We start from the raw sequence: 26,495 nt of genomic DNA, 5'->3' as shown, positions 1-26,495 counted from the left end.
ATTGTTGAAAAAAGAAATAGAAATGTACAAGTAATGAATGAAATGTACATCGACGGTTCGTGGAATCGTGGCCTATAATTTCAGTCAACTGCATGAATATTTGTAAACGCTGACATGATCTGAAGAGAGTATATGCGAATTTAGATGAGGAAGGAAACGATGCGGATATGAGAGTATTATTGCTGGATTTGGATTCTACCAGACCGGACCATCTGGGCTGCTACGGGTATCATCGGAATACATCGCCGAACATTGATCGGATAGCGGCAGAAGGTGTTCGCTTCGACAATTATTATACCTCGGATGCGCCTTGTTTCCCTTCAAGAACGGCATTAATGACAGGGAGGTTCGGTATTCATAACGGTGTGGTCGGTCATGGAGGAACGGCTGCTGACGTAAGGCATGAAGGCATTACCCGGGATTTCCGCGACAAGCTGGCATCCGAGAGTTTCCCGGCTATTTTCCGACGTGCGGGCATGAAGACGGCGTTGATCAGTCCGTTCGGGGAACGGCATTCGGCCTGGACCTTCTATGCGGGCTTTAATGAAATGTATAACACCGGCAAGGGCGGTTTGGAATCGGCGGAAGAAGTTTCCCCCGTTGTGCTGGATTGGCTGGAACGGAATGCGGATGAGGAGAACTGGATGCTGTACGTGAATTTTTGGGATCCGCATACACCGTATCGGGCACCCGAGTCGCTGGGAAATCCCTTCGAGCACGAACCTCTCCCTGACTGGATTACCGAAGATGTGCTGCAGGAGCATCAGAAGAAGGTGGGCCCGCACGGTGTGAACGAAATTAACATGTACAACAGCGAGGTATCCCCCGATTATCCGCGCCATCCTGGTGAGATCAGGTCGATGGAGGATTTACGTGCGATGGTGGATGGTTATGATTGCGGCATTCGGCATATGGACGAGCATATCGGCGCTATTTTTGAATTGTTAATCCACAAAGGCGTGTGGGATGATCTGATCATCATCATTACCGCGGATCATGGCGAGAATATGGGGGAGCTTGGAATTTATGGCGAGCATGGGACAGCAGATCAGGGAACCTGCCGCATTCCGATGATTATCCGGGGGCCTGGCATGATGAAGGGGGTAACGGATAACGAGCTGCACTATCATCTGGATCTGCTGCCTACGATGGCGGAATATATGAACGTTTCACCCGTGCAAAGCTGGGATGGCATCAGTTATGCAGAGAGTTTGCGAAGCGGGAAAGGGAGCGGCCGTGACTATCTGGTGGTATCCCAGTGTGCCCATGTCTGTCAGCGCAGTGTGCGATTCGGGGATTGGCTGTACATCCGAACGTATCATGACGGCTATCATCTGTTTGATAAAGAGATGCTGTTCCATATCCACGAGGATGTGCATGAACAGCACAATCTGGCGTCTGAAAGGCCGGACCTTTGCAGGGAGGCTGTATACCTGCTCAATGAATGGCATGATCTTATGATGGCAACGATGCCTTTTGACGTGGACCCGCTGTGGACGGTAATGAAGGAGGGTGGCCCTTACCATGCCAAAGGTCATCTTCCTCGATACATCGAGCGTTTGAGAAACACGGGCCGCGGAGAAGCGGTGCCGGAGCTGATACGCCGCCATCCTCAGGAGTTGGCTTAGGGGATTAGAGAAAGTTAGAACAGCGGGGCAGCCACGACAGAGTGGAGGTCCCGTTGTTTGCATGAAGAGGAGGCAGAGGTATGCAAGAACATCATGCTTGCTGTGCAGGTTCCAGGGAAAAGGTACAGCTTGTGGAAAGCAATGGGAAGGATCGACTTGATGGTAACCTGGGTGCAGCCATGGAGCGGGATGGAAAATCGAACGTGGCCAAGGATTGTGCTGGGAAACTGAGCGTAGTTAAGGAGCAGGATGGAAATCTGAGCGTAGCCAAGGATTGTGATGGAACTCCGAGCAGAGCCAAGATGCATGATCCATATGCTGCACCCCATGCCAACATGGTTCACATCCCAGAGGGGAAATTTATGATGGGGACCGATACGAAGGAAGGGTTCCCACGAGACGGAGAAGGTCCTGCTCGGGGAGTAAGTGTATCTGGTTTTGAGATATCGCCATTTACCGTTACGAATGCGGAATTTCAACGTTTTGTAGAAACAACGGGTTATGTGACGGATGCGGAGAAATATGGATGGTCCTATGTGTTTGAGCTGCTGGTTTCGGAAGAAACAAAGGCAAGCGTCGTCCAGGTCCCGCAGGGAGTGCCTTGGTGGCTGGTCGTTGAAGGAGCCTACTGGGCAGCGCCGGAGGGTAAAGATTCGAGCATTGAAGGTCGGATGGATCATCCGGTTGTGCACGTTTCCTGGAATGACGCGGATGTTTATTGCCAATGGGCGGGCGTGCGGCTTCCGACAGAAGCTGAATGGGAGTATGCGGCACGTGGCGGTTTGGAGGGCAGGACTTATCCATGGGGCGATCTGTTGAAGCAGGACGGCGAACATCAATGCAACATATGGCAGGGCAAATTCCCGGTCAAAAATAACGCCAGCGACGGATACATCGGTACAGCGCCGGTAGATGCCTACAAACCCAATGGTTACGGACTGTATAACATGTCCGGCAACGTGTGGGAATGGTGTGCGGATTGGTTCAGTCCTGCCTATCATCAACAGACCTCTGCAGCCAACCCATTCTATGCGAAGCCAAGCGGCAGCAGATCGATGCGAGGCGGTTCGTATCTGTGTCATAAATCCTATTGCAACCGATATAGAGTAGCTGCGAGAAGCGGTAATACGCCCGACAGCTCAACGGGGAACTGCGGTTTTCGCATTGTGAGAGGATAATGTGGAAAGCAGTTATCCAGGCATGTCTTCCACAATTTCATTATGAAAAAGTGTCCTGCCGTATTTTTCCTCAGGAATGCAGCCGCAGAACGCGCCGCACTCAGCTCTGCAAGACCCTTTTAAGGACTTGCAGTCGCAATCCTGCTCCTACGCTACCGCATTCATCCACTTTCCCAGGCAATTCATTTCATGAAAAACGAATATAAACGCATAAAACTGATAAAAACGGATTGCAAAACAGAATAAAAATGAATATAATCGAGGTGTAGATGGAAAAATAATGAATAATATGGAGGGTTAATGCATGATGCAAGATCAATCAGGAATGTTTGCCGAGGAACGTCGTCAGAAAATTCTTGCTTTGCTGCATCAAGAGAAACGGGTGATTGCCAAGGAATTGGCCGAACGATTTGAAATCTCAATTGATTCGATTCGCCGGGACCTGACGATTATGGAGGAGCAGGGCTTACTTCAGAAAACACACGGAGGAGCGATTCCTTCCATGAAAGTCAGGCAGCCGCCCCAACCCCCGGAACTACGGTATGGCGAAGGCACGCAGGAAGGGAACGCCATTGCCAAACTTGCCGTCTCCTATATACGCGAGAAAGATACGTTGTTTATCGGCAGCAGTTCACTGACCTACTTGCTGCTGAAGCATCTTCCCGAGCAGATGCCGCTGACGATTGTGACGAACTCCATGAAGGTTGCCGAAGCTTTACGCGAACGCGAATGGATAGATACGTATCTAATTGGGGGACGGGTTAAACCATCCGGCAATATGACGGATGTGCTTGCGAGCGAGTCTGTTCGCCAATTCAAATTTGATATCGGTTTTATGACCGGCGGCGGCATTTCCGATGAGGGAATCTTCGTTGCGACACCTGAAGTAGCCGCTTTTGGACGTGCGGCTTCTGCCGTCTCCCGCCGCAGAATTGGAATGGCGACACATCATGTTATCGGTCAGGATGGTTTTGCTAAAGCTGGTGCTGTCGAAGATCTGGATGTGTTGATTACCGATGAGAAGGCAGACCAGGAAGTGGTGAAACGCATTCAGGAGACCGGTGTAAAGGTAGTGGTAGCTAAAACGGAAGAGAGCTCATCATTATGTTGAGCATGGAATCTGAGTAACTAAACGGCGCTTAAAAAAACGGTCCTCCACAAAGCCGACTCGCCCATGTTAATGAAATCATAGAACCGGCTCCTATTTCAACATAACCTATATTTAGGATGGCACTGAAGTTGTATAATACGGTTCGGAAGTGAACCAGCCCCGATTTCTGCCATAAGAATCGATTACAAAGAGTTGGAGAGGTAATAATCATGATTCAACGATTGATGGAAGCGTACTGGCCTGACTGGAACGGCAGCACGGTGGATGGTCCTACGGGCTGGAACAATACCACCTGTTTTATCCATCGTGTTCGTGAGAACCGCCGTTCTGTCATGCGTATGTACAATACACATCGGGATAAGGGCAAGATCCAGTTTGAACTTGCTGTACTGAACTCGCTGCAGCAGATGCCGCTAAGTTTTAGGATTCCTGTGCCAATCATCTCCACATCGGGCGATCATGTGGTGCAATTATCGGATGGCAGCGACCGATACGCATGCCTATTTGCTTACATTGAAGGAGTGCGCCCGGAAGCAGACTCGATTCAATCCGTGTTATCTTTCGGGGAGAAGACGGGGGAGCTTGTAAACGCACTTGCTGTTTGTTCAGTTGGTATGGACCCGGTGTATCCGCCGTATTACGAGCTGCTTCAATCGTATCCTTTATGCAGTGAGGCCTTTGTTCTTGATTTTTGCCAGCGCCCACCACAGCCGTTAAGCGATCTCCGCGACGCGCTTCTTATATTAGAAGAGGCCTATGTTGATATATGCGGCAGGCTGGACTCCCTGAAAAAGCTTCCGCAGCAGCTGGTTCATGGCGATCTGAATTTTTCTAACCTGCTGGTAGACGCAGAGGAATCAAGCAAAGTTGTCGCATTGCTTGATTTTGAGTTTTGCACGCGGGACGTGAGAGCAATGGAGCCTGCGGTTGTGATTTCAGGTTTTCTGGGTTCTGAGTTTGAGCGAGAACTCATTAAGAGGTTCTGTGAAGGGTTTGCGTGCCGTGTACGGTTAAGTTCGGAAGAAATTACGGCGATTCCGTTTCTCATGCGCTTGCGCATGGTCGATGTGTTTTTGCACTTTATGAGTCGTTATATAGAAGGAACGGATGATGTCAACGTGTTAAGGGAGCAGGTGGGTTCGCTAGCTGCAGGATGCAAACGTCTGGAACACAGTCATGAGTGGATGGACGACATGTTGAATCAATATTTGATGTAAGCAGAAGGAAGGTTAATCGATGAAACGCAACGCAACCAAGAAAAAACCCGGACTCTCTTAGAGACCGGGCTCGACGCTCTGACCATGATTTCTAAGAAATCATGGTTTTTTGCATTATTTTTTCAGCAGATTCATATGGTCAAGTTCCGTATTGCTGTTGAAAATAAACTCTAATTTGTAATCACCCCGATTGTAGGTGAGTTTGGTTTGAGTGGTCTTGCCGTTTTTGAAAGTGGATGTGGCATCCGGAGCAAACCAGTTTTGCTTTAACATCTTCATCGTAATGCCGCCGATATTAGTCTGTCGTTCCACATTGGTTCCAAAATAACGCATCTCACGGATTTTGTTCAGTTTATAGGAGAAGGCATAGCCCGGGTTCCCCATGTTGGCACCGTACAAGTCAAAGGCGTCTGCATCCTTACCTGGTAAAGAAGGCTCGCCAATCGTCTTGTAAACATCCTGCTTTGTGCTTTTACCGATTGTTAAACCGCTGACTGAACCAGGAAACTGGCCCTTTAGTGCGGGTTTATAGAAACTGTTGAGTCTCTGAAGAGCCTGTTCGGAAGCGTAATTGCCGGTGCTTGCCGTTGTGGCCGCTTCTGCTTGGTGAATAGGGAAAACGGTATAATTCACTCCCAAAGCACTCAGGCCGACAACCCCTGCCATGGTAAAGGTGACGATTGCTTTTTTAGCTGGCTGTTTCATGTCCATGTTGTATCCTCTCCTTTGTAACATGTATTTACCACATGCTCCGTTTATCAAACAAGAATTCCGGACTTATCCTCCCATGATAGTGGAAGCGAAGAAATATTAGGTTACGATTCTATGAAGATGAAATCTCAGAATTGATACTCAAATGCGAAGCTGGTTTTGCAGAAGGCTGTGATTACCACACGTCAAACGGGTACACCGGCTGCGGAAAGAGATGATGAGGCCGCTTAAGATGATATGAATTATATGTAAAATCGTGTAATCTATATAGAACCGTCTTTCTTCAGGAGGAGTTATGGAAACCAAATCGCTATTCAAAGTGGAGCAGCTTGCTCTGAAAAAACACAAAATATTTAAGCAAAGCCAGCTTCGATATTTAGCACGGTCCATGCTTGCCAGCATGTTCATTGGCTTTGGCGTCATTGTCGCGTTTAAGACAGGTAACTTTTTTTATCTGGAGCATTCCCCCTTGACATACCCGATGGCTGCCCTTACGTTTGGCGCCGCCATCATTCTGATTGCGTATGGGGGAGGAGATTTGTTTACCGGGAATACCTTCTACTACACGTACGCCGCTCTGCGCAAGAAGCTCAAGTGGATTGAGGTTGTCAAACTGTGGATCTTCAGTTACATCGGGAACATTTTGGGCGCATGCGCGTTTGCGTTGTTGATTTTCTTGACGGGACTCTTTATGGATTCGTCCGTGAACGGGTTCCTGCTGCATGTGGTTGAGCAAAAAATGACAACCCCGATGGTGCAGCTGTTCTTCCGGGCGATTTTGTGCAACTGGCTCGTATGCCTTGCATTTTTTATCCCCATGTCACTGAAGGGCGATGGCGCCAAAATGTTCGCGATGATGCTGTTTGTATTCTGCTTCTTCATCTCCGGCTATGAGCACAGCATTGCGAATATGTGTACGTTTGCCATTGCGTTGGTTCTGAACCATCCGGGCACGATTTCATTTGATGGTGTGCTGCACAATTTGATTCCGGTGACGCTCGGCAATTTAGTTGGAGGCGTGCTGCTTATGGGCTTTATGTATTATTTTGTAAATAAACCCTTCCTGGATGCTTCGGAATCGCTTGATGAATAACACGTAACGACAATAGGGGAGCCCTATCATGCCCGTCCGGTTACTCTCTTAATAGGGAGTACATCTGGGTGTCATGCGGAACACCGTCTTGATAAATATATCGGCGAAGAATTCCCTCCGCTTCAAAACCGAGCTTGGTTAGGAGCGTCCGGGATGCCTGGTTCTCGATAAAAACAACGGCGCCGATACGGGACAGATCCAGCGTGTGAAACCCATAGGCAATGATGGCCGAAGCAGCTTCGCTTGCATAACCCTGACCCCAGAACTCAGGATGAAGTTCATAGCCGATTTCGGCCCTCTTGTGCCTTGGAGACCATAGATTAAATCCGATCGTTCCGATCAAACCGCTCGTCCCTTGGAGCTCGATTCCCCATCGAAGGCCGCGTTTCTCGGCATGGTTTTTGGCGAAAAAATCAACCAGTTGGAGCGCTTGGTCGAGGGAAGTCAGCTTGTCTTGTCCGTAGTAGCGGACAACATCGTCATTCGAGAAGCAATCATAAAGAGCCCTAGCATCCTGTTGGTGAATTTCTCGCAGTAACAATCGTTCTGTCTCTAATCGTGGAAACATGCTTTCCCTCCCAGGTAGAAATTAACAGTCTGAATACTATTCATTATATTAATATTCATAGGATAAGAGAAGAGGGGCTCCTAGCAGGAGGCCTTTCTTTTGAGTTTGTATAAGAAATATTTTGAGAAAGTGCATTGTTTGGTGATATTGAGTGGGATACAATGTATCTGAACGAAATGAGAATGATTATCATAATCAATAAATGCAATAGGATCTCGTTTCGTACCTTTTAACAACAGGCAAGGGGAGAAATGGTTTTTATGTTAGGGATAAGGACACATCACAAGAGCGCCAGATGGATAATGGCTTTACTTGTACTGATGATGGTTCTGGCTGGATGCGGCAATCAGCAGGACACGGCGGACAAGCAGGCGGCTCAAAATAAGATGGATCAGACAGAGGCTGATACCAAAGTGATGAAGGATGAATTCGGCGACGTCGAAATTCCGGTAAATCCGAAACGGGTAGCGGGTATTTATGTGGAGGACTATCTCTTGGCTCTCGGCGTTACGCCAGTTGTTCAGTGGTATCATCCGAGCTGGGGGAAACAGGATTACTTGGATCTGGATGTGCCAACCTTTGATATAACAGGGAGCATGGAAGGGCTGCTGGAGGCAAGCCCGGATTTGATCATCGTTGACGGTGCGGTGGATGCAGCAAAATATGAACTGTATTCCAAAATAGCCCCCACCTATCGGCTGCCGGAGTCCATTCTGCAGAAACCAACGGAAATCCTGAAAACGATAGGGGATGTGCTCGGTATTCCTGAAGAAGCTGAACGTGCGCTTAACGAGTACAATGAGAAGATCGCTGACGCCAAAGCGAAGCTGAAACAGGCCGTTGGCGAAGAGACCGTTGCCGTCCTCAGGCTGAATATCGGGGATAAGACGCTTGCTCTGTTTGGTATCGAAAACCGTTTTACCGGCAACATCTATAAAGAGATGGGATTGATCCCTCATCCGTTTGTGAGAAACATGACCGATTATCAGGCCATTTTGTCGCAAGAGAAAATTCCTGAGCTGGATGCAGATCATATCATCGTATTCCCATCGAACGGCGGATGGGACTCGGAGGAGAACCAAGAAGCGATGCAAGTATTTGATAGCCCGCTATGGAAGTCGGTACCGGCAGTCAAAAATGGACATGTCTATAAAGGCAATCGGACGCACTGGCAATCCGGCGCAATTACCGCTAATATGATGAAGGTTGATGATCTCTTGAAATGGTTTGTCCAATAAGCAGATCGTCCGTAAACTAGAATATAAACAGAAAGCTGCCGGCTGCGCTGGATGAGCTTTCTGTTTCTTTGCACTATATTCGAAAAAAGTTTCTTGGTCAGGGGAAGATGAGATGAAGAATGAGAACGGCAGGATAAACCGCTCCACTTGGTTCTATGTGTTGAAGGATATTCAGCTTCGTTCAGAGTACATCGATTGGCGGGAAGATTTCGTGCAGGGCAACGAGTTTACGCTGCTGATCGTGACGGCCGGAAGCGGGAAATGGGTCTTGGATAAAACAGAGCTCACTATGCGTGGAGGGCAGAGTTATCTGATAGCTCCCGGTTCGACAGCACGTCTCCGTTCTGAAACAGAAGGCATGTGTTTCTATCATTTAACTTATGAACTCTGGCGGAGTGAGGGAGATGACCCTGGACAAACTGCGCCTGTACGGAGCTCTCAATCTTCTCTGCGGCAGGGGGAACTGTTGTGCCGCCCGTTCTCCCAATGCATCGACTATCTGGAAAGCCTTTATCGGCACCGGCATACATGTAACGAACTTGAATCCTTCGAATTAGCCGTCTGTTTTCAAGCGTTCATGCTATTCCTATATCGTCAGAATCAGAACGATTCTTACACGTTGAATATGCGTCATGCTGTAGAGTTATCGATTGAACATCTGAAAGAGCATTATGCAAACCCATGGACCGTGGAACAACTGGCTGAATTAGCGAATGTTGCACGCTGGCATTATACACGTATATTCAAAGAGATTACGACCCAGTATCCCCTCGATTATCTGAACGGGATTCGAATAGATCGGGCAAAACATATGCTGCTGGCAAGCGATGACCGACTGCTGGACATTGCACAGTTTGTCGGTTTTAACAGCGAATATTATTTTAACCGTCGTTTCAAACAAACCGTTGGTGTTTCTCCTGGACAATATCGCCGTAACCACTACCGACAGGAGAATATGCGAGTGTTTGCACCTTTCCTTGAAGATTTTCTGGTGGCCCTCGGAATAACCCCGGTCGTGCAGTGCTCACACTCCAGATGGGGTAAGCAGGATTATCTCGGTTTGCTGCACGTCCCGGTTATTGATATTGAGAACGAGGATATTGCTGTACTGTCTTGTCATAAGCCTGACTGCATTATCATAAATATCGGGTTTGAACGCTGGATGTCGGACGATGGTTTGGGACGGTTGGCTCCAACGTATCAGTTCCCGCACCCGGGTGAGGATTGGCGTCTGACCCTGCGTAAATCGGCGGAACTGTTGGGCAGGAAGGACCGCGTGTTGGATATCATTTCACAGTATGAGCATAAGGCCAGCGAAGCCAAGAGGCTTCTTAGGCAATCGGTCCGTACACAGACCGTTGCTTGTCTTCGAATATCAGCCCTCGGAATCAGTCTCTATGCGGGTCCTGATCACGGATATACGGGACCTATACTGTACAAGGACCTTGGTCTGACCCCGCATCCACTCGTTCTGCAGTTGTCCCGGGGGGCCAGGATAGCCAGCCTTACCAAGGAATGGTTGAAGTTGCTGGATGCCGATCATCTGTTCATTACGTTTGATAAGCGTCATTCTTCCTGGGAAGGGGAGGAACGGAGTATGCTGGACTGGTCAGAATGGCAATCACTACCTGCTGTACAGGGCGGCTGCGTGTACGAGGTCGATTTTCTGACCTGGATGAATTATGGGGTGATCTCGCATGGGAAGAAGATTGAAGATGTGCTGAGGGTGCTGGCATAATAAATGGACTGATCCAAAGTCAGTAATGACTAAGGACCAGCCCATTTTAGGTTTGCTTTCATTTGAAGGAAATAAGATTCAAAGCACGTTTACGGCTGCTAGCGTATTTGAATGCGGCTTAAACTGCCGCCGTCTGTAAACAAGCGCTTGATATGTTGTTCGACTGCGGCATCCGGAATGAGGGGCGGTGCTTGATGCGGTTTCGAACGGGCATCGATAATGATATTGTCGCAGCCCCAATGCTTGTGCTCATAGTAGCCGTTCACACCGTGAATGTCATGGGAAGGGTTGCTTCGCGTAAAGGTCGCCCAGAGAAAATTGCTGATGGCCGCACTCATGAATTCACTGTCATCACATAGAATGATCATCGGGCAAGAGGGGAGAGGGCCTCTCGCTTGAATAGCCTCGCTTAGACCGTCCATTTCCTGCTGAACATCGGAATAGCTGGTAAATGGGGAACCCTGTATAGCCACAATGCCTGGCATGATCAATCGGGCAGTCGAGAATCCTGGCAGATCCTTCAAGGTTTCAGGCACTTCATGGCAGAGCTCTCTTTTTTTATCCCCAACCGCTGCAAAGACAACCTTGCTGCCAGTATTGAGTCCGGTTCCGGAATAATCGAGGGTATCGATTGTAGTATTGGTCTGAAAATGGATGTCCCGGTGCAGATTGATGCGCTCCAAGATATACGTCAAGAACCCCTCGATATGGTGCGTGCTTAACGCTTGTTTCTCTTCAGCGGCAATGAACAGATATTTGGCCAGACTCAATTGGCCGGTGCCTAGAATCCGATTGGCAATGGTGAGCAGCTCTGCCGGCTGTTTTACTTGTTGGTAGGGGGTGTAGCGTTCGCTGCCAATGGCAAACAGCAGGGGGTGAACCCCGGCAGCATCAACCGCATGCACTTCTTTGACACCCGGGATCTCTTGGCGAATCGCTCCGCCGGTCAGCTCATGAATCAGCTCTCCAAAGGACGTATCTTCCTGCGGCGGTCTGCCGACAACCGTAAACGGATAAATGGCCCGCTGTTTGGCATACACCTTGTGCACTCTCATGACAGGAAAAGGATGAACAAGGCTGTAATAGCCCAGATGATCACCGAATGGTCCTTCCGGTTTGGTCTCGCCGGGATGAATCTCCCCTGTAATTACAAAATCCGCATCGTGGCTTATACAATAACCATCGACATAGCTGTACCGGAAATGGCGCCCTGACAGCAAACCCGCGAAGGTAAGCTCGCTCATGCCCTCAGGCAACGGCATCACGGCCGATATCGTGTGGGCAGGTGGACCCCCTATAAAAATACTTACTTTAAGAGGCTGGCCCAGCTTGTTTGCTTTTGCCTGATGGATGCCGATGCCGCGGTGGATCTGGTAATGGATGCCGACTTCTTTGTTCATTTCATATTCGTTGCCTGTAAGCTGGACGCGGTACATCCCCAGATTGGAATTCATAATGCCCGGTTTTTCCGGATCTTCGGAATACACTTGTGGTAAGGTGACAAAAGCGCCGCCGTCGTCCTTCCAATGTTTGATTAGCGGCAGATCGGCGATTTGGATTTCCTGAAACCCTTGCGGGAGGGCGGTTGTTTTTTTGAGAGGCAATGCGGTTTTAGCCGCTAATCCCGTCCCGACATATTTAAAAGGATTCTTGAGCGCTTTCATGGGTTCATTGCGCAATGCAATGACATCTTGCGTAGACTCGAACGTGTCCCGAAAAATGAATTTGCTGCGCTCCATCGTTCCAAACAGGTTGGATACCGCACGGAAGTTCGAACCTTTTACGTTCTCAAACAACAGTGCCGGGCCGCCTGCCTCGTAGACCTTCATATGTATGGCTGCCATTTCAAGATGAGGGTCAACCTCTTCATGTATACGAACTAAATGCCCGTTTTTTTCCAGATCAATGATGCACTCTTCCAAATTGTGATATTTCATGTTATAGCTCCAATCCTTTGAAGATAGTGAACTCATTCTACTATTATCGGTAATCTGTGAGCGCAGGTCAATGACACATGATACATGCGGAGCATCTCTATATATAAAAAATCGCCCTGTCCACATGAATACGGACAGGGCGATACAATATCAATACAGCAGGATACCTTGTTTATTTCTGTACAAGCTGTACATCATAATCCTTTTCTTTTAATAAATCGACAACCATGCCATCCATGACATAATGTGCCGCGCCTACCACGACAAAGGAAGTATGCTCTCCTTCTTTTTCCAGCAGTTCGGACAGTTTAATGGCCATGTTCTTGTCTCGTTCGCCGATCAGACGCTGATTGGTTTCCCCTTGGGTGAGCTGTCCGTCAGCGGTCAGGGTTTTCTTCAGGCCTTCCACGTCGCCTTCAATCCAATCCAGCTGCATTTGCTTCAGGTTGTTGGCAATTTCCTGCGATCCTTTTTCTGACAAGAGGACATCCAGCAGCTCATTCAATTCTTTCTCCTGCGTTTCGGCAGGCACGTCAGCGAACAGGTCAGCTTGCAGCTTAATGCTCTCCAGCTCATGAATTGGCTTGCCTGTCAGCATGGCACTAGTAAGGAAATAGCTGTCGATACCGGTTGCCATGGCCAACGCACTGTCGGCCGGATTCTCGAAATAACCGAACGTGGAGAGGGTGTTGGATACGCCAAAGGGCTTGAAGCTATCAAACGTGTTTACTGGCAGTGCCAGCTTTTTCAGCGCCTTCTGCAGCTTCTCGTAGGAAGTTGCGGATATATGATCCTGCAGCTTCGTACCGTCACTGTACATCATCTTCTCTTGGAAATAAGACATATCCCCGTTGACAATATCAACCTCGACCCAAAGATCGTCCGATGCCGCAAACGCATCGCGAATGCTCGGATGCATCGGATACATGTCGGTCAATCCCAAATGAACCGATCCGAGCAAATACAGTGTGTTGTTATCGTTAGTCACTTTCCACATCAGGCCTTCGGCTCCGCCATCGGCCATATCATATGTATACTCAATCAATCGGCTGGCCATCACGACCGCTTGTTCGACGCTTGATGGCTGATCCAGCTGCAGACCTGCTTTGGTGCCTTTTACGATGCCTTTTTGCTGCATGTAATCCATCGGTTTGACCGCCGTGTTCCCGAAAGCTTCCGGCAGCTCGTAATTGGACAGGAGCTTGAATAAAGAGGTGATGACCATTTCTCTTGTGATTACATCGGCTGTTACATAGGACAAGGAAGCTTCTTTTTTCTTAAGACCCAGCTGATCCAGCTTCTTCGCCGTAGTAGCCATTAAAGATTGAAACTTATCTTCCGTAATGGATTGTCTGAAGGTTCCGTCATAATACCATTCCATCGGATATATGCCGTATTTCTCACCTTCGTTCAGTGTAGCTATCGACCAAGGGCTGATGTCGGGTACGGGAGCAGTCGGTGTGTCGGCATGAATCGGGAAGACATTGCCTAACAAAATGGTTAAGCTTAATGCCCCGGCACCGGCCCAGCGCTTGACTCTACTCCAGCGTTTGTGTTCTTGCATGAAATTGTTCTCCTCTCAAATCGGTTCTGTATGGAAGATAACCACCACAATAGTAGATTATACCATGTTGAGGAGTTTTGTTCATAGAACAACATGAAATCCACGGTCAGGGCTTTGATACGTGTTTCATGCCTTACAACAAATCCCAACTCTTTATATTAATTTCGTGTTTATGATGTAGGTGTAATCGCTTGGGTCGAACGCCCCTTGATAAGCTTCGGCTGGAAAATCGCTTTCTGTTTAGCCATGTCGGGAGTGTCTGCATGACGCAGTAACAGTTGGATCGTGTGATGTGCCATATCTGAAATAGGCTGCGATATCGTTGTAAGCCGTGGTTGTACGATCTGTGACAGCAGCGTATCATCAAAACCGATAATAGAGAGGTCACTCGGAACTTGCAGCCCCAGTTCCTCTGCGGCTTGCAGTACACCAACAGCGAGCATGTCGTTGCATGCAAAGATAGCACTAGGCCGCTCAGATTGCCCCAGCATTTGAAGTGCCCCGGTATAGCCGTCTCGAATGGAGGAATGAACATTGGTGATCCATTCCGGACGGTACTGGATATCGGCATCTTTCATCGCTTGCTGTCCACCGCGAATCCGGTGCTCGCCACTAGGACCTGCTTCAGCCACGATTCCGATATGATGATGCCCGTTGTGAACAAGATATTCGATTGCTTTATAGCCGCCCTTGTAATCATCAACTGTAACGGTATGTACATCTAAGGAAGAGATATCTTTTGAGAATAGCACGACGGGAATATTAGTTGCCAAAAATGGCTGAAGCAGTGACCAGTCCGTGAAATGACATGCGATGATCATGCCATCGACTTGTTTGCGCTGCAAGAGAGAAAGATAATTCAAGCTGCGCTCGTCCTCATTGTCGGTACTGCACATTACGATGCTGTAATCTGCAGCCCGTGCTTCATCCTCAAGGGAACGCGCTGCCTCTGCGAAAAATGGGTTTGCAATATTCGATAGAAGAAGTCCAAAGGTAGATGTCTTCTTTCCCGTTAGTGCGGAAGCGACAGCGCTAGGCTGATATTGCAGCTCATCCATAACGCTGAGCACATGTTCACGTGTCTTTTGACTTATGTTACCGGTTCGGTTTACCACTTTGGATACCGTTGCGATAGAGACGCCTGCCGCATTAGCGACATCGTAAATCGTAGATTTCATAGCTCTCTCCTTCATGCGTCATAGCAGGAGGACACCGTCTAGTAATGAATTGATACCTGACCATGCACGACTCATTCTTTATGTCTATTATAAGCAACAAAGGGAGAATGGACTACACCCATTCTCCCTTCTAATAGTATAACCACACTGCAGACCATTTAGTTGAGTTTATCGAGGGAATAACCACTCATGCTCAGGATCATTATGGAACTTCCAGGTCCGAATGGGGCCGGCCATAACATTCAAATAATACGAATCATAACCTGGAGGCACGGATACAGGATGATACCCTTCCGGTACCAGCACGACGTTACGGTTAGACACGACTAGCGTCTCGTTGAGCGAACGATCGTCAGTGTACACCCGTTGCATGATAAACCCTTGACCCGGGTTTACTTCATGATAATACGTTTCCTCCAAGTAGGATTCATATGGCAAATGATCTTGATCATGTTTATGCGGTGGGTAACTGGACCAATGTCCACCCGGTGTATATACTTCCACGACCAGCAGGCTATCCGCTGCATTTTGCTCGGGTAAAATGTTCTGGATATGACGTTCCATGTTTCCCGAACCGCGTGTTTCGACACCAACATCTTCCGGCTGGATAAGACGGGCAGGGTAGGTCCCGCGTCCAGGTGCTGCACATACCGCTAGTTCAAGATCAGTGGTTGCTATGACGGTGTACTGATCATCGTTCGGGACGTAAACAGAATACGGTGGAAGGCGTTCAAATACGCTCATGCGATGTCCGATAATTCCGAATTGCTTTTCTTTTGTATATACGTTTGCTTTTCCGCTTAAGAGCACCAGGCAGACTTCCTGATCGTTCGTGTTTCGCTGGAGAGTTTCGCCGGACTTCAAGGAGTATACTTCAAAACCAACATATTTCCAGTCTGCACTCTCAGGTGTGACACGAATAATATTTCCTTCTGCATCGCGTGTATGCGGAGAGACGATAAGATTAGACATACGGAATGCCTCCTTCGCGTTAAATTTTAAATATTCGATTTACATTGCTTCTAACACATTCATATGATTAAGCTTGATCGGACGACCTGCAACAAGGGATTCCTTCGCTGCTCGCGCAAGTCGTTCAGCCTGCAAACCGTCATTTCCATTGCATACGATAGGGAACTCTCCTTGAATTGAACGAAAGAAATCTTCGATCTCCTGTACATACGCCTGTGCATAGCGCTCCAGGAAGAAATAGAGCGGCTTATCCATCATAACGCCGTCACTCGTGGAAATGACTGCGGTTGAAGGACGATCATTTTCCGTAGCAATGGAGCCCTTGGAGCCGAATGCCTCAATACGCTGATCGTAGCCGTAAACAGCTTTGCGGCTGTTTTCGATAATGCCGATCGCTCCGTTTGCAAAAGTAAGCAAGACGACGGCTGTATCAATATCGTTCATCTCGCTAATCTTCGGATCAATCAAATTGGCCCCTTGTGCATATACCTCCACAACCTCGCTCTGCATGACATACCGTGCCATATCGAAATCGTGAATCATCATGTCCATGAACAGGCCACCTGATTTGGCTACATATTCAGCTGAAGGCGGCTCAGGATCACGTGATGTAATACGCAATACCTGCGGTTGCCCAATGACACCGCCTTGCACGGTATCGCGAACTTTCTTGAAGTTATGGTCGAAGCGACGATTGAAGCCAACTTGCAGCATTACATTAGCTTCGCGCACAGCCTGCAGTGCAAGTTCCGTAGTTTCTACCGAGAAACTTACAGGTTTTTCGCAAAATATATGTTTGCCCGCTTGTGCTGCTTCCTGAATGATCGTCGAATGCGTACTCGTTGGAGAGCATATGAATACGGCACCAATCTCGGGATCTTGTAACAAATCTTGATAGTTGTCAGTTACTACCGGGATATGAAGGCTCGTTGCCCAAGAATCCAAATTTTGAATATCGACATCAGATACGGAACGGACGCGTGCCATCGATGTGCGTTGAATATGTTCAGCGTGTAGTTTACCGATTCGTCCAGCACCTATGATACCTACTTGAAACATAATATCTCCTGCTTTCTCTGACATAGATTGATTTTAAGGAAAGCGCTTAACTCATAATCTCATCATATCTGACAGCGTTTTCTTTTTCAAGATATGAATTTGGAATTCCAACGAAAAAGCTTTATAAGCTTGTTCTATAGCCTTTATTTTATAAAGGAAACAAAAAAACGAATGTGAAATAAAGAACTTTAGAACAGCTTAAAAAAGCGTTTACATTGGCGGGATTATGTGATTATAATGAGCCATAAGGTAAGCGCTTAACTTTAATTTAGGATTTGCGTGCTGAGCAACACAGTACGATGCAACACGTGACAAAAGAATGTAGCTGAGAAGCAGCACATACGGTATTTGACTAATGGGAGGTGTGGATTGAAATGAGTAAGATTCAATTTTCACGGGAGCGACAGCTTGATATGATCTCGCTTGGCCGACTCTGCATTGATTTAAATGCAAATGAAATCAATCGTCCGATGGAACAGACACGCACATTTACAAAATATGTAGGGGGATCTCCGGCAAACATCGCCATCGGTGTAGCACGACTCGGGCTGAAGAGCGGGTTCATCGGCAAAATCTCGGATGATCAAATGGGAAGATTCATCAAGCAATATTTAGAGGAGCAGGGAATTGATACGACCCAGTTAGCCGTTGATCATACAGGGGCTGTGACAGGGTTAGCATTTACAGAGATTAAAAGCCCTGAAAATTGCAGCATTTTGATGTACCGTGACCATGTCGCAGACCTTCTGCTGCGTCCTGAGGAAGTATCCGAAGATTACATCAGGAAGGCGAAAACATTGCTAATCTCTGGGACTGCATTAGCGGCAAGCCCATCTCGTGAAGCAGTATTTGTCGCTTTATCCTATGCCCGTAAGCACGGCGTATTCGTATTTTTCGACTTGGACTACCGTCCATACACGTGGAAGGATGCATCCGAAACAGCGGTTTATTATAAGATCGCGGCGCAGTATTGCGACTTCATTATCGGAACACGTGAGGAGTTCGATATGATGGAGGCGTTTGATGGTCAGCAGTCCGATGATAATCTAACTGCTCAGACTTGGTTTGAGCATCATGCACAGGTTGTTATTATCAAGCATGGCGGATCGGGATCGATTGCTTATACGAAGGATGGGCAGTCGTTCAAGGGCGGTATTTTCAAAACAAAAGTCCTTAAGACGTTCGGAGCCGGCGACTCCTACGCTTCAGCTATGATTTATGCTTTGATGCAAGGACACGACGTGGCTACGGCGATGGACTATGGGAGTGCATCAGCTGCAATTGTTATTTCGCGGCACAGTTGTTCAGAAGCGATGCCAACAGCAGAAGAACTGCGAAGCTTCATGGAGACAACAGAACGGGTTCAACTGTAACGAATGACGGGGGACTTTTTGAATTCATTTATAAGTTTGTCCATTTCAAACACGAAAGGGGAAATAAAAAATCATGGCAGCAGAAATTACGGTCCGCAACTTCATCGATGGAGAATGGAAATCCTCTTCATCCACTCATATTGAACCTGTATACAACCCGGCGACAGGAGAAGTGATCGCACATGTACCGCTCTCCACAACAGAAGAAGTAAATGAGGCAGTGCAAGCCGCTACTTGTGCCTTTAAGACATGGTCTCGCACACCTGTTCCGCGACGTTCGCGAATTCTGTTCCGATTTCAGCAGCTCTTGGTAGAGCATTGGGACGAACTGGCGAAGCTGATTACGCACGAGAACGGCAAGAACTTCAAGGAAGCACATGGTGAAGTTCAGCGCGGAATCGAGTGCGTGGAGTTCGCCGCAGGTGCGCCTACGTTGATGATGGGCAAACAGCTTCCAGATATTGCAACGAACATTGAATCGGGTATGTACCGCTATCCAATCGGCGTTGTCGGTGGGATCACTCCGTTCAACTTCCCGATGATGGTGCCTTGCTGGATGTTTCCGCTTGCAATTGCCTGCGGCAACACATTTGTATTGAAGCCATCTGAACGCACGCCTTTGTTGGCGATCCGCCTTGCCGAGCTGTTCAGTGAGGCAGGTTTGCCAAAAGGTGTCTTGAATATTGTGCATGGTGCGCACGACGTGGTGAATGGGCTCTTGGATCATAAGTTGGTGAAAGCGATTTCTTTTGTTGGCTCACAGCCGGTAGGGGAGTATGTGTATAAACGCGGTACGGCGAACTTGAAGCGTGTTCAGGCACTGACTGGAGCGAAAAATCATTCCATCGTGATGGAAGATGCGGATCTGGATGTAACAACGAACCAAATCATTAATGCAGCATTCGGGTCTGCTGGCGAACGCTGTATGGCTTGCTCCGTTGTACTTGTACACGAAGAGGTTGCAGATGAACTCGTATCCCGACTTGTAACAGCGTCCAATGAGATGAACATTGGCAACGGAATGGAGGAAGACGTATTTTTAGGTCCGGTAATTCGTGAAGCACATAAAGAGCGCACACTCCGTTATATTGAGGCTGGCGTTGAAGAAGGAGCCCGCCTAGTACGGGACGGTCGCAATGATGCTCAAACATCTGGCAGAGGTTACTTTTTAGGCCCAACGATTTTTGATGAAGTGACGCAGGAGATGAAGATATGGAAGGATGAAATATTTGCTCCGGTGCTGTCTATCGTACGGGTGAAAAGCCTTGATGAAGCGATTGAATGGGCAAATGGGTCCCGATTTGCCAACGGTGCTTGTCTCTTTACCAGCAGCGGCGCTTATATGCGCCAGTTCCGTGAAAATATCGATGCAGGTATGCTTGGCGTGAATGTGGGCGTTCCTGCCCCAATGGCTTTCTTCCCGTTCTCTGGATGGAAGGATTCATTCTATGGTGATCTGCATGCAAACGGCACGGATGGAGTGGAGTTCTATACACGCAAAAAGATGGTAACGACTCGGTGGTAATCTCACACCTGCAGCGGTGTTCGAAAGGCGGTTGGTCTAACGATGACAACGATTCGATTGACGACAGCACAAGCGCTGATTCGGTTTTTGAATCAACAATATATTGAGTTTGATGGGCGTCAGGAGAAATTTATAAAAGGAGTATTTACGATATTCGGGCATGGTAATGTGCTCGGTATAGGTCAGGCGCTGGAGGAGGATCCTGGGGAGCTTGAAGTGTATCAAGGGCGGAATGAGCAAGGCATGGCACATGCTGCTGTTGCCTTTGCGAAGCAGAAAGCTCGCAGACAAATCTGTGCGTGCACCTCGTCTGTCGGGCCGGGTGCAGCAAACATGATAACAGCTGCAGCGACCGCTACAGCGAATCAAGTCCCGGTGCTGCTACTGCCGGGCGACACCTTCGCTTCCCGCCAGCCGGATCCGGTACTTCAGCAGATTGAGCAAACGCATGATATTACGATCTCAACTAACGATGCATTCCGGCCGGTAAGCAAGTTCTGGGATCGTATAACCCGTCCGGAGCAGCTGATGTCATCGTTGATTCAAGCGATGCGCGTGCTGACGGACCCTGCGGATACCGGAGCCGTTACGATCGCACTTCCACAGGATGTACAGGGGGAATCTTACGATTATCCGCTGTCATTCTTCCAGCGTAGAGTGCATCGCATCGAACGCCGCCCTTCGAGCGATGCCGCGCTCAATGCGGCTGTGGAACTGATCGGTCAAAGACGGAAGCCGCTCCTCGTATGCGGCGGAGGTGTCCGCTACTCCGAGGCCGGGGAGGCCTTAATGGCTTTCGCTGAAGCGTTCCGCATTCCAATCGCCGAGACACAGGCTGGAAAAAGCGTGATCCCTGCATCCCATTCGTGGAATGTAGGCGGGATCGGGGTTACGGGGAATGAGGCGGCTAACAAGCTGGCACGCGAAGCCGATCTTATTATCGGTGTCGGAACACGGTTCACCGACTTCACTACAGGCTCGAAAGAGTTGTTCGGGCATCCTGACCAAGCGGTGTTGACGATTAATGTCTCGCCATTTCATGCTGGTAAACTTGATGCGGTAGGTGTCGTAGCGGATGCCCGCACTGCGCTTCTCGCTCTCTACGATCGACTGGTGCAGGCCACTTACAAGTCGAACTACACTACAGAGGTTGAAGCTGCTAAGCAATCGTGGACGACAGAGTGGAATAGGCTGACACAGATCGACTATAACGCTAGCGGCTTCAAACCAGAGATTGAAGGTCATTTCAATGAGGCCATGCTGGAATATGCACAGGTGCTGAGCAGTCATCTGACTCAGACTCAGGTGCTTGGCGCATTAAACGATCTACTTGATGATGAGGCAGTCGTTGTTGGTGCATCTGGCAGTCTGCCAGGAGATTTGCAGCGAATGTGGAAGTCGGAGAAACCAAGCACGTATCATATGGAATATGGTTATTCCTGCATGGGCTATGAAATCTCGGGAGCCCTGGGAGTGAAAATGGCAGAACCAGAACGTGAAGTATACGCATTTTGCGGGGATGGCAGCTATTTAATGCTGCATTCCGAACTGATCACAAGCTTGCAAGAAAAGCGTAAAGTGAATGTGCTGCTATTCGATAACATCGGCTTTGGGTGTATTAATAACCTGCAGATGGGTCATGGCATGGGGAGCTTTGGCACAGAGTTCAGGGCGCGTAACGCGGCCACAGGCAAGCTTGACGGAGATTTGCTGTCGATCGATTACGCCAAAAGCGCTTCGGGTTACGGTGTTGCAACGCGTACCGTACGTACAATGAACGAGCTTGCCGAGGCGATGGAGTGGGCTAAACGACAGACTACATCAACGCTTTTGGACATTAAGGTATTGCCAAAGACTATGACAGACGGGTATGGCGCTTGGTGGAACGTGGGCGTCGCTCAAGTTTCAGATCAGGCTGGAATGAAGCAGGCTGCGGAGGACCGAGAGGGTCGTTTGAAGCAGGCAAGGCCTTACTAAACCGATAATTGGATCGGTGAATAATGGCAGAAGGCAAGGTGGTCGTAGATTACTGCTAAGAATGGAGCAGGGTTAATTGGCGATCACCTTCACTTTCGGCTTTTCCCGTATGGGGATTCATTGAAAATCACTCAGCTGGGAGGAATGAATATGTTTGCTGCAGGAAATGTAAAGCTTGGAATTGCCCCTATAGGTTGGACTAATGATGACATGCCTGAATTGGGCGCAGGAAATACGTTTGAGCAGTGTATTAGTGAAATGGCATTGGCGGGGTTCACAGGAACGGAGATTGGGAATAAGTACCCCAGAAATGTAAGCGCTTTAAGAAAGGCGCTGCACTTAAGAAACCTGGAAGTAGCAAGCGCGTGGTTTAGCGCGCATTTAACCGTTCGGGACTACGCGGAGACAGAGAAAATGTTCATCGAACATCGTGATTTCCTGCATGCGATGGGTGCAAAGGTCATCGTCGTTTCAGAGCAAGGGCACAGCGTTCAATGTCAGATGGAGACGCCGTTGTTTGCCAATAAGCCTGTATTTAGCGAGGAGCAATGGAGCCTTCTGGCAGAGGGTTTGCACGGACTTGGAAAAAGGGCATGGGAGAGAGGGATGCACCTTGTTTATCATCATCACATGGGTACCGGTGTACAGACCACAGAAGAGATCAACCGACTCATGGAGCACACGGACCCGGCACTTGTATCCCTGCTGTATGATACCGGTCACCTCGTGTTCTCTGGAGAGAGTCACCTGGATGTGTTGAAGCGTCACATAAGCCGTATTAAGCATGTGCATTTGAAAGATGTGCGGGCAGACGTAGCACATCAAGTTCGTACTGAGCAGATGAGCTTTTTACAAGCCGTGAAGTCCGGTGTGTTCACAGTTCCGGGAGACGGCTGCATCGACTTCATGCCTGTCTTTGAGGAATTATCGGGTGCTGCATATGAAGGATGGCTGCTAGTCGAAGCAGAACAGGACCCGGCGAGAGCAAATCCGTTGGAATTTGCGATAAAAGCGAGAGGTTATATTCGGAACACAGCAGGTATATAGTCCGGGAAATTTCTAACGTCGAAGCGGGTTCCATCAGGGATTTGGGAACGAGGGGTATGAAAGAAATGAGCCGACAGCTGCGTGGATATTAAATCACCGGAGTTTTAGTGAAAAAGTGATCCGGAGAATAAGGAGTGGGAGCGTGTTATTGAACGACAACAGACGTATATCGGTAGGGTTGGTGGGTTTAGGGCGATTAGGAAGACAGCATGCTGAAAATTTGGCATTTCGGATACCGCACTGTACATTGACTGCCGTATGCAGTGTGAAGGAAGAGGAAGTAGTGGCTGCTCAGCGAGAACTTAGCGTTCCGTATGGATACACGGATTACGAGGAAATGTTGCAAAATACAGAGCTTGATGCGATCTTTATTGCCTCTCCATCAGGATTCCACTGCAAGCAGATCGAGCAGGCCTTTGCAGCGGGCTTCCACGTCTTCTCCGAGAAGCCGCTGGGCCTGAGTATCGAAGAAGCACTGCGTGTGCGGGAAGCTGTACAGCGTCATCCTGATCAAGTGTTCATGCTTGGATTCATGAGACGTTATGACCGCTCTTACGCTTATGCCAAGCGGCAGATTGATGCTGGTGCGATTGGCGAGCCGGTGCTTGTCCGCTGTTATGGGCTTGATCCTGCTCAGGCGATGCCTACCTTCTTGAAGTTCGCTAAGAGCAACTACAGCGGCGGATTATTTCTTGACATGGCGATTCACGATTTTGATCTAGCGCGCTGGTATCTTGGCGCTGAAGCGGAAACGGTATGGGCGATTGGCGGTTCCCATCGTTATCCGGAATTTGAACAGCTGCAGGATGCAGAAACCGGAGCGGCTCTCGTACAGTTCGGAAGTAAGAAGATGGGGATATTCGTGGCAAGTAGGAACTGTGCCCATGGTTACCATATTGAGACAGAAATTATCGGGACGCATGGCTCTTTGCGTATCGGTACAAATCCAGATAAAAATCAAGTTGTGCTTATGGATGAGCGCGGAATCGTACAGGAATGCACAAGCGGATTCCTGGAGCGGTTCGAGTTTGCATACGTGGATGAAGTGATTGAATTTATCCGCTGTATCCGTGAAGCTCGAAAGTCGGAGGTAACGGTAGCCGATGGTATTCAGTCGACCATACTAGGATATGCGTGCAAGCTATCGTTCGAGACGGGCCAGTTGGTTGCTGTGCAGTCCGTTGTATCGACTGGTAAATAAACGACGGAGAACAGTAGTTACTCGATGAGCGGAAGGGGAATAAGGCATGCTTTACATCACAGTCATTACCTTTTTACTATATACGTGCTTCATAGCGTGGTACTCGTGGCATAAGACGAAATCAGTGGATTTGAATAGTTCAGATGGCTATTTTTTAGGCGGACGTAGTTTGACGGGGATCGTTATTGCAGGCTCCCTACTTCTGACGAATTTATCCACCGAGCAAATGGTGGGATTGAATGGACAGAGCTATGGCTCATCCATGGTTGTCATGGCGTGGGAGGTTACTTCGCCAATCGCGCTGATATTCATGGCATTTGTTTTCCTGCCTCGTTATTTGAAAGCAGGCATCACAACGATTCCAGACTTCTTGGAGCAGCGCTACGATATGCGTACACGACAGATTATTTCGATCTTGTTCTTGCTCGGTTATGCGATGGCGTATCTTCCGACAGTTCTTTATTCAGGCGCGCTTGTGTTAGATACAATTTTTAGCTTATCCTCTATTTTTGGCTTTGGTGACTATGGAATGGTGCTTGTCGTTTCATTGGTGATCGGTGTTGTCGGTATCCTCTATGTTGTTCTCGGTGGTCTACGGGCCTGTGCCTTGTCAGATACGATGAATGGGGTAGGTCTCATCGTAGGCGGATTATTAATTACCATTCTTGGTCTAGTTGCACTAGGCGGTGGGGACCTGGTTGATGGCGTCAATACCTTGCTGCAAAAAGAGCCTGAGAAGTTGAATTCCATCGGTGACAGCAGTTCACCTGTTCCATTTGTTACGATTTTCTTCGGCCTGCTATTCAATAATTTGTTCTACTGGTGTACAAATCAGGCGATTGTACAGCGTACACTAGGCGCAAAGAACTTGAAGGAAGGCCAAAAGGGCGTTCTGTATGCAGGCATGTTCAAAATATTCGGGGCCTTCTACCTTGTGATTCCAGGTATCATTGCGTATCACTTGTTCAATAACTCATTATCAAATGCGGATATGGCATATCCTTCTCTTGTAATCGAAGTATTGCCAACACTGTTATCCGGATTCTTCGCCGCTGTATTGTTTGGAGCAATCTTAAGCTCCTTCAATGGAGCATTGAACAGCTCTTTGACGTTGTTTACGCTCGATATCTATAAGCCGTTGTTCAAGCCTCAAGCAACAGAGAAGCAATTGGTCAAAGCTGGTCGTATATTTGCTATCGCACTCGGCCTCGTATCCGTAGCGATAGCACCGCTTATTTTATTTGCACCCTCAGGTTTATATTATTACTTGCAAGAAATGTTTGGATTCTATAATGTGCCGATTATCGCGGCGGTTGTGGTTGGGTTCTTCACGAAGCGAGTGCCAGCGATGGCGCCCAAAATCGCATTGTGTGTACATATCGTACTTTATGCGTTGTCCAAGTACTTCTTAGGTGAGATTAACTTCTTGTATATCCTAAGTGTGCTGTTCCCTGTATGTGTGTTTGTCATGCTAATTGTGGGTAAGTTTGCGCCGCGTGAAGAAGAATTCGTGCTGTACAATTCAGGCAAGGTAGACCTGACACCGTGGAAACATGCGAGAGCATTTACAGTTGTCATGATTGTTTTGATGATCGCGGTATATGTATTGTTCTCCCCGCTTGGAATCGCGGCATAAGATGAGTTGGCTTCGGGTGTAATATCATCAGAATTTTGCGAAATCGCTTACTTCATAATTAAAACAGAGAGGGTTCCTGTTTATCAGGCATCGATACCGGCGCCTATTCGCGAAGCTTGTGGAGAAATAGGTGGTTTCAAAGCACTATATCCAAAAAACACAAAAACCCGTTCTCATCACAGAGAAACGGGTTTTGGGTTATGTTAATCACATTTTTGCCGGTTGCCTTTATAGGTTGCGGTTCTGAAGCTCGCGCCACAGCCGCATGTTGCCTTGGCATTCGGATTATCGATGGTAAAACCGCCGGTCATTCCGGATTCTTCAAAATCAATTTCAAGACCGAGGTATACCAAGGATTTAAACTCTCCATGAGTTGATTTTTAAATACTGTGAATTGTTATATTAATAGTTAACTGCACTCTTTCTGAACTGAGTACAACGTTAATTCTATTTAATACAACTCGTTGATGATGAGCAAGAGAATAGTTTAATGCATAGAAATAACTCTTAAAATTATGTATACTTTGGAACCATAACAAAACTA

20 protein-coding genes and 1 pseudogene are annotated in these 26,495 nt (G+C 48.1%); 13 read left to right on the top strand and 8 right to left on the bottom strand.

Annotated features, from left to right (window positions below; all coding sequences use genetic code 11):
* Nucleotides 1-167 precede the first annotated feature (167 nt).
* The 4 genes from WDY75_RS19375 to WDY75_RS19360 all read left to right on the top strand — a co-directional run bounded on the left by WDY75_RS19375 (nucleotide 168) and on the right by WDY75_RS19360 (nucleotide 5,134).
* A complete protein-coding gene (locus WDY75_RS19375; RefSeq protein ID WP_063479224.1) occupies nucleotides 168-1,628 on the top strand; it encodes a sulfatase in 1,461 nt (486 codons plus the stop codon).
* Between the two features lie 302 nt (nucleotides 1,629-1,930).
* The gene (locus WDY75_RS19370; protein WP_082834398.1) at nucleotides 1,931-2,806 is read left to right on the top strand and encodes a formylglycine-generating enzyme family protein; all 876 of its coding nucleotides are present in this window, start codon (nucleotides 1,931-1,933) and stop codon (nucleotides 2,804-2,806) included.
* 325 nt (nucleotides 2,807-3,131) lie between these two features.
* A complete protein-coding gene (locus WDY75_RS19365; RefSeq protein ID WP_063479790.1) occupies nucleotides 3,132-3,917 on the top strand; it encodes a DeoR/GlpR family DNA-binding transcription regulator in 786 nt (261 codons plus the stop codon).
* Between the two features lie 209 nt (nucleotides 3,918-4,126).
* Nucleotides 4,127-5,134, top strand: a complete 1,008-nt coding sequence (locus tag WDY75_RS19360; protein ID WP_063479225.1) for a phosphotransferase — start codon at nucleotides 4,127-4,129, stop codon at nucleotides 5,132-5,134.
* 114 nt (nucleotides 5,135-5,248) lie between these two features.
* On the opposite strand, the gene WDY75_RS19355 is transcribed toward WDY75_RS19360, so the two are convergent.
* Complete coding sequence (locus WDY75_RS19355) at nucleotides 5,249-5,845, bottom strand: YjgB family protein (protein ID WP_006209614.1); 597 nt, start codon at nucleotides 5,843-5,845, stop codon at nucleotides 5,249-5,251.
* Nucleotides 5,846-6,140: 295 nt separating this feature from the next.
* On the opposite strand from WDY75_RS19355, the gene WDY75_RS19350 reads away from it, so the two are divergent.
* Entirely contained in the window at nucleotides 6,141-6,938 is a 798-nt protein-coding gene (locus WDY75_RS19350; protein WP_036637514.1) for a formate/nitrite transporter family protein, read from the top strand.
* A gap of 40 nt (nucleotides 6,939-6,978) precedes the next feature.
* On the opposite strand, the gene WDY75_RS19345 is transcribed toward WDY75_RS19350, so the two are convergent.
* The gene (locus WDY75_RS19345; protein ID WP_063479226.1) at nucleotides 6,979-7,506 is read right to left on the bottom strand and encodes a GNAT family N-acetyltransferase; all 528 of its coding nucleotides are present in this window, start codon (nucleotides 7,504-7,506) and stop codon (nucleotides 6,979-6,981) included.
* Nucleotides 7,507-7,808: 302 nt separating this feature from the next.
* Between WDY75_RS19345 and WDY75_RS19340 the strand changes: the two genes are divergently transcribed.
* Both WDY75_RS19340 and WDY75_RS19335 read left to right on the top strand, forming a co-directional pair.
* Complete coding sequence (locus tag WDY75_RS19340) at nucleotides 7,809-8,744, top strand: ABC transporter substrate-binding protein (protein WP_231888045.1); 936 nt, start codon at nucleotides 7,809-7,811, stop codon at nucleotides 8,742-8,744.
* Nucleotides 8,745-8,856: 112 nt separating this feature from the next.
* Complete coding sequence (locus WDY75_RS19335; protein WP_063479228.1) at nucleotides 8,857-10,482, top strand: helix-turn-helix domain-containing protein; 1,626 nt, start codon at nucleotides 8,857-8,859, stop codon at nucleotides 10,480-10,482.
* Between the two features lie 98 nt (nucleotides 10,483-10,580).
* Here the strand turns inward: WDY75_RS19335 and WDY75_RS19330 are convergent, their stop codons facing one another.
* The 5 genes from WDY75_RS19330 to iolG all read right to left on the bottom strand — a co-directional run bounded on the left by WDY75_RS19330 (nucleotide 10,581) and on the right by iolG (nucleotide 17,192).
* On the bottom strand, nucleotides 10,581-12,419 hold the full coding sequence (locus tag WDY75_RS19330) for a UbiD family decarboxylase (RefSeq protein WP_063479229.1): 1,839 nt from the start codon (nucleotides 12,417-12,419) through the stop codon (nucleotides 10,581-10,583).
* A 172-nt stretch (nucleotides 12,420-12,591) separates the two neighbouring features.
* On the bottom strand, nucleotides 12,592-13,983 hold the full coding sequence (locus WDY75_RS19325; protein ID WP_063479230.1) for a TraB/GumN family protein: 1,392 nt from the start codon (nucleotides 13,981-13,983) through the stop codon (nucleotides 12,592-12,594).
* A 170-nt stretch (nucleotides 13,984-14,153) separates the two neighbouring features.
* Nucleotides 14,154-15,161 (bottom strand): LacI family DNA-binding transcriptional regulator, encoded by a 1,008-nt coding sequence (locus tag WDY75_RS19320; protein WP_063479231.1) that lies wholly within the window; start codon nucleotides 15,159-15,161, stop codon nucleotides 14,154-14,156.
* Nucleotides 15,162-15,329: 168 nt separating this feature from the next.
* Nucleotides 15,330-16,133 (bottom strand): 5-deoxy-glucuronate isomerase, encoded by an 804-nt coding sequence (gene iolB, locus WDY75_RS19315; RefSeq protein ID WP_063479232.1) that lies wholly within the window; start codon nucleotides 16,131-16,133, stop codon nucleotides 15,330-15,332.
* A 39-nt stretch (nucleotides 16,134-16,172) separates the two neighbouring features.
* Nucleotides 16,173-17,192 carry an inositol 2-dehydrogenase gene (gene iolG, locus WDY75_RS19310; RefSeq protein ID WP_063479233.1) on the bottom strand — a complete coding sequence of 340 codons (1,020 nt, stop codon included), beginning with the start codon at nucleotides 17,190-17,192 and terminating at the stop codon, nucleotides 16,173-16,175.
* A gap of 374 nt (nucleotides 17,193-17,566) precedes the next feature.
* Here iolG and iolC point away from each other — a divergent pair, with 374 nt between their 5' ends.
* The 6 genes from iolC to WDY75_RS19280 all read left to right on the top strand — a co-directional run bounded on the left by iolC (nucleotide 17,567) and on the right by WDY75_RS19280 (nucleotide 25,951).
* The gene (gene iolC, locus WDY75_RS19305) at nucleotides 17,567-18,565 is read left to right on the top strand and encodes a 5-dehydro-2-deoxygluconokinase (protein ID WP_063479234.1); all 999 of its coding nucleotides are present in this window, start codon (nucleotides 17,567-17,569) and stop codon (nucleotides 18,563-18,565) included.
* Nucleotides 18,566-18,638: 73 nt separating this feature from the next.
* Nucleotides 18,639-20,090 carry a CoA-acylating methylmalonate-semialdehyde dehydrogenase gene (locus tag WDY75_RS19300; RefSeq protein ID WP_063479235.1) on the top strand — a complete coding sequence of 484 codons (1,452 nt, stop codon included), beginning with the start codon at nucleotides 18,639-18,641 and terminating at the stop codon, nucleotides 20,088-20,090.
* Between the two features lie 42 nt (nucleotides 20,091-20,132).
* Nucleotides 20,133-22,067, top strand: coding sequence for a 3D-(3,5/4)-trihydroxycyclohexane-1,2-dione acylhydrolase (decyclizing) (gene iolD, locus WDY75_RS19295; RefSeq protein WP_063479236.1), 1,935 nt, complete (start codon nucleotides 20,133-20,135; stop codon nucleotides 22,065-22,067).
* A gap of 150 nt (nucleotides 22,068-22,217) precedes the next feature.
* The gene (iolE, locus tag WDY75_RS19290; RefSeq protein WP_063479237.1) at nucleotides 22,218-23,114 is read left to right on the top strand and encodes a myo-inosose-2 dehydratase; all 897 of its coding nucleotides are present in this window, start codon (nucleotides 22,218-22,220) and stop codon (nucleotides 23,112-23,114) included.
* A 148-nt stretch (nucleotides 23,115-23,262) separates the two neighbouring features.
* Nucleotides 23,263-24,315 (top strand): Gfo/Idh/MocA family oxidoreductase, encoded by a 1,053-nt coding sequence (locus WDY75_RS19285; protein WP_063479791.1) that lies wholly within the window; start codon nucleotides 23,263-23,265, stop codon nucleotides 24,313-24,315.
* Between the two features lie 46 nt (nucleotides 24,316-24,361).
* Entirely contained in the window at nucleotides 24,362-25,951 is a 1,590-nt protein-coding gene (locus tag WDY75_RS19280; RefSeq protein ID WP_063479238.1) for a solute:sodium symporter family transporter, read from the top strand.
* A 203-nt stretch (nucleotides 25,952-26,154) separates the two neighbouring features.
* On the opposite strand, the pseudogene WDY75_RS19275 reads toward WDY75_RS19280, so the two are convergent.
* Nucleotides 26,155-26,292: pseudogene (locus WDY75_RS19275) on the bottom strand (HesB/IscA family protein); the annotation flags it as partial.
* Nucleotides 26,293-26,495: the final 203 nt, after the last annotated feature.

Source organism: Paenibacillus glucanolyticus (assembly GCF_037333485.1).
Taxonomy (GTDB): domain Bacteria; phylum Bacillota; class Bacilli; order Paenibacillales; family Paenibacillaceae; genus Paenibacillus_AQ; species Paenibacillus_AQ glucanolyticus.
This window is presented reverse-complemented; position numbering and strand designations above follow the sequence as displayed.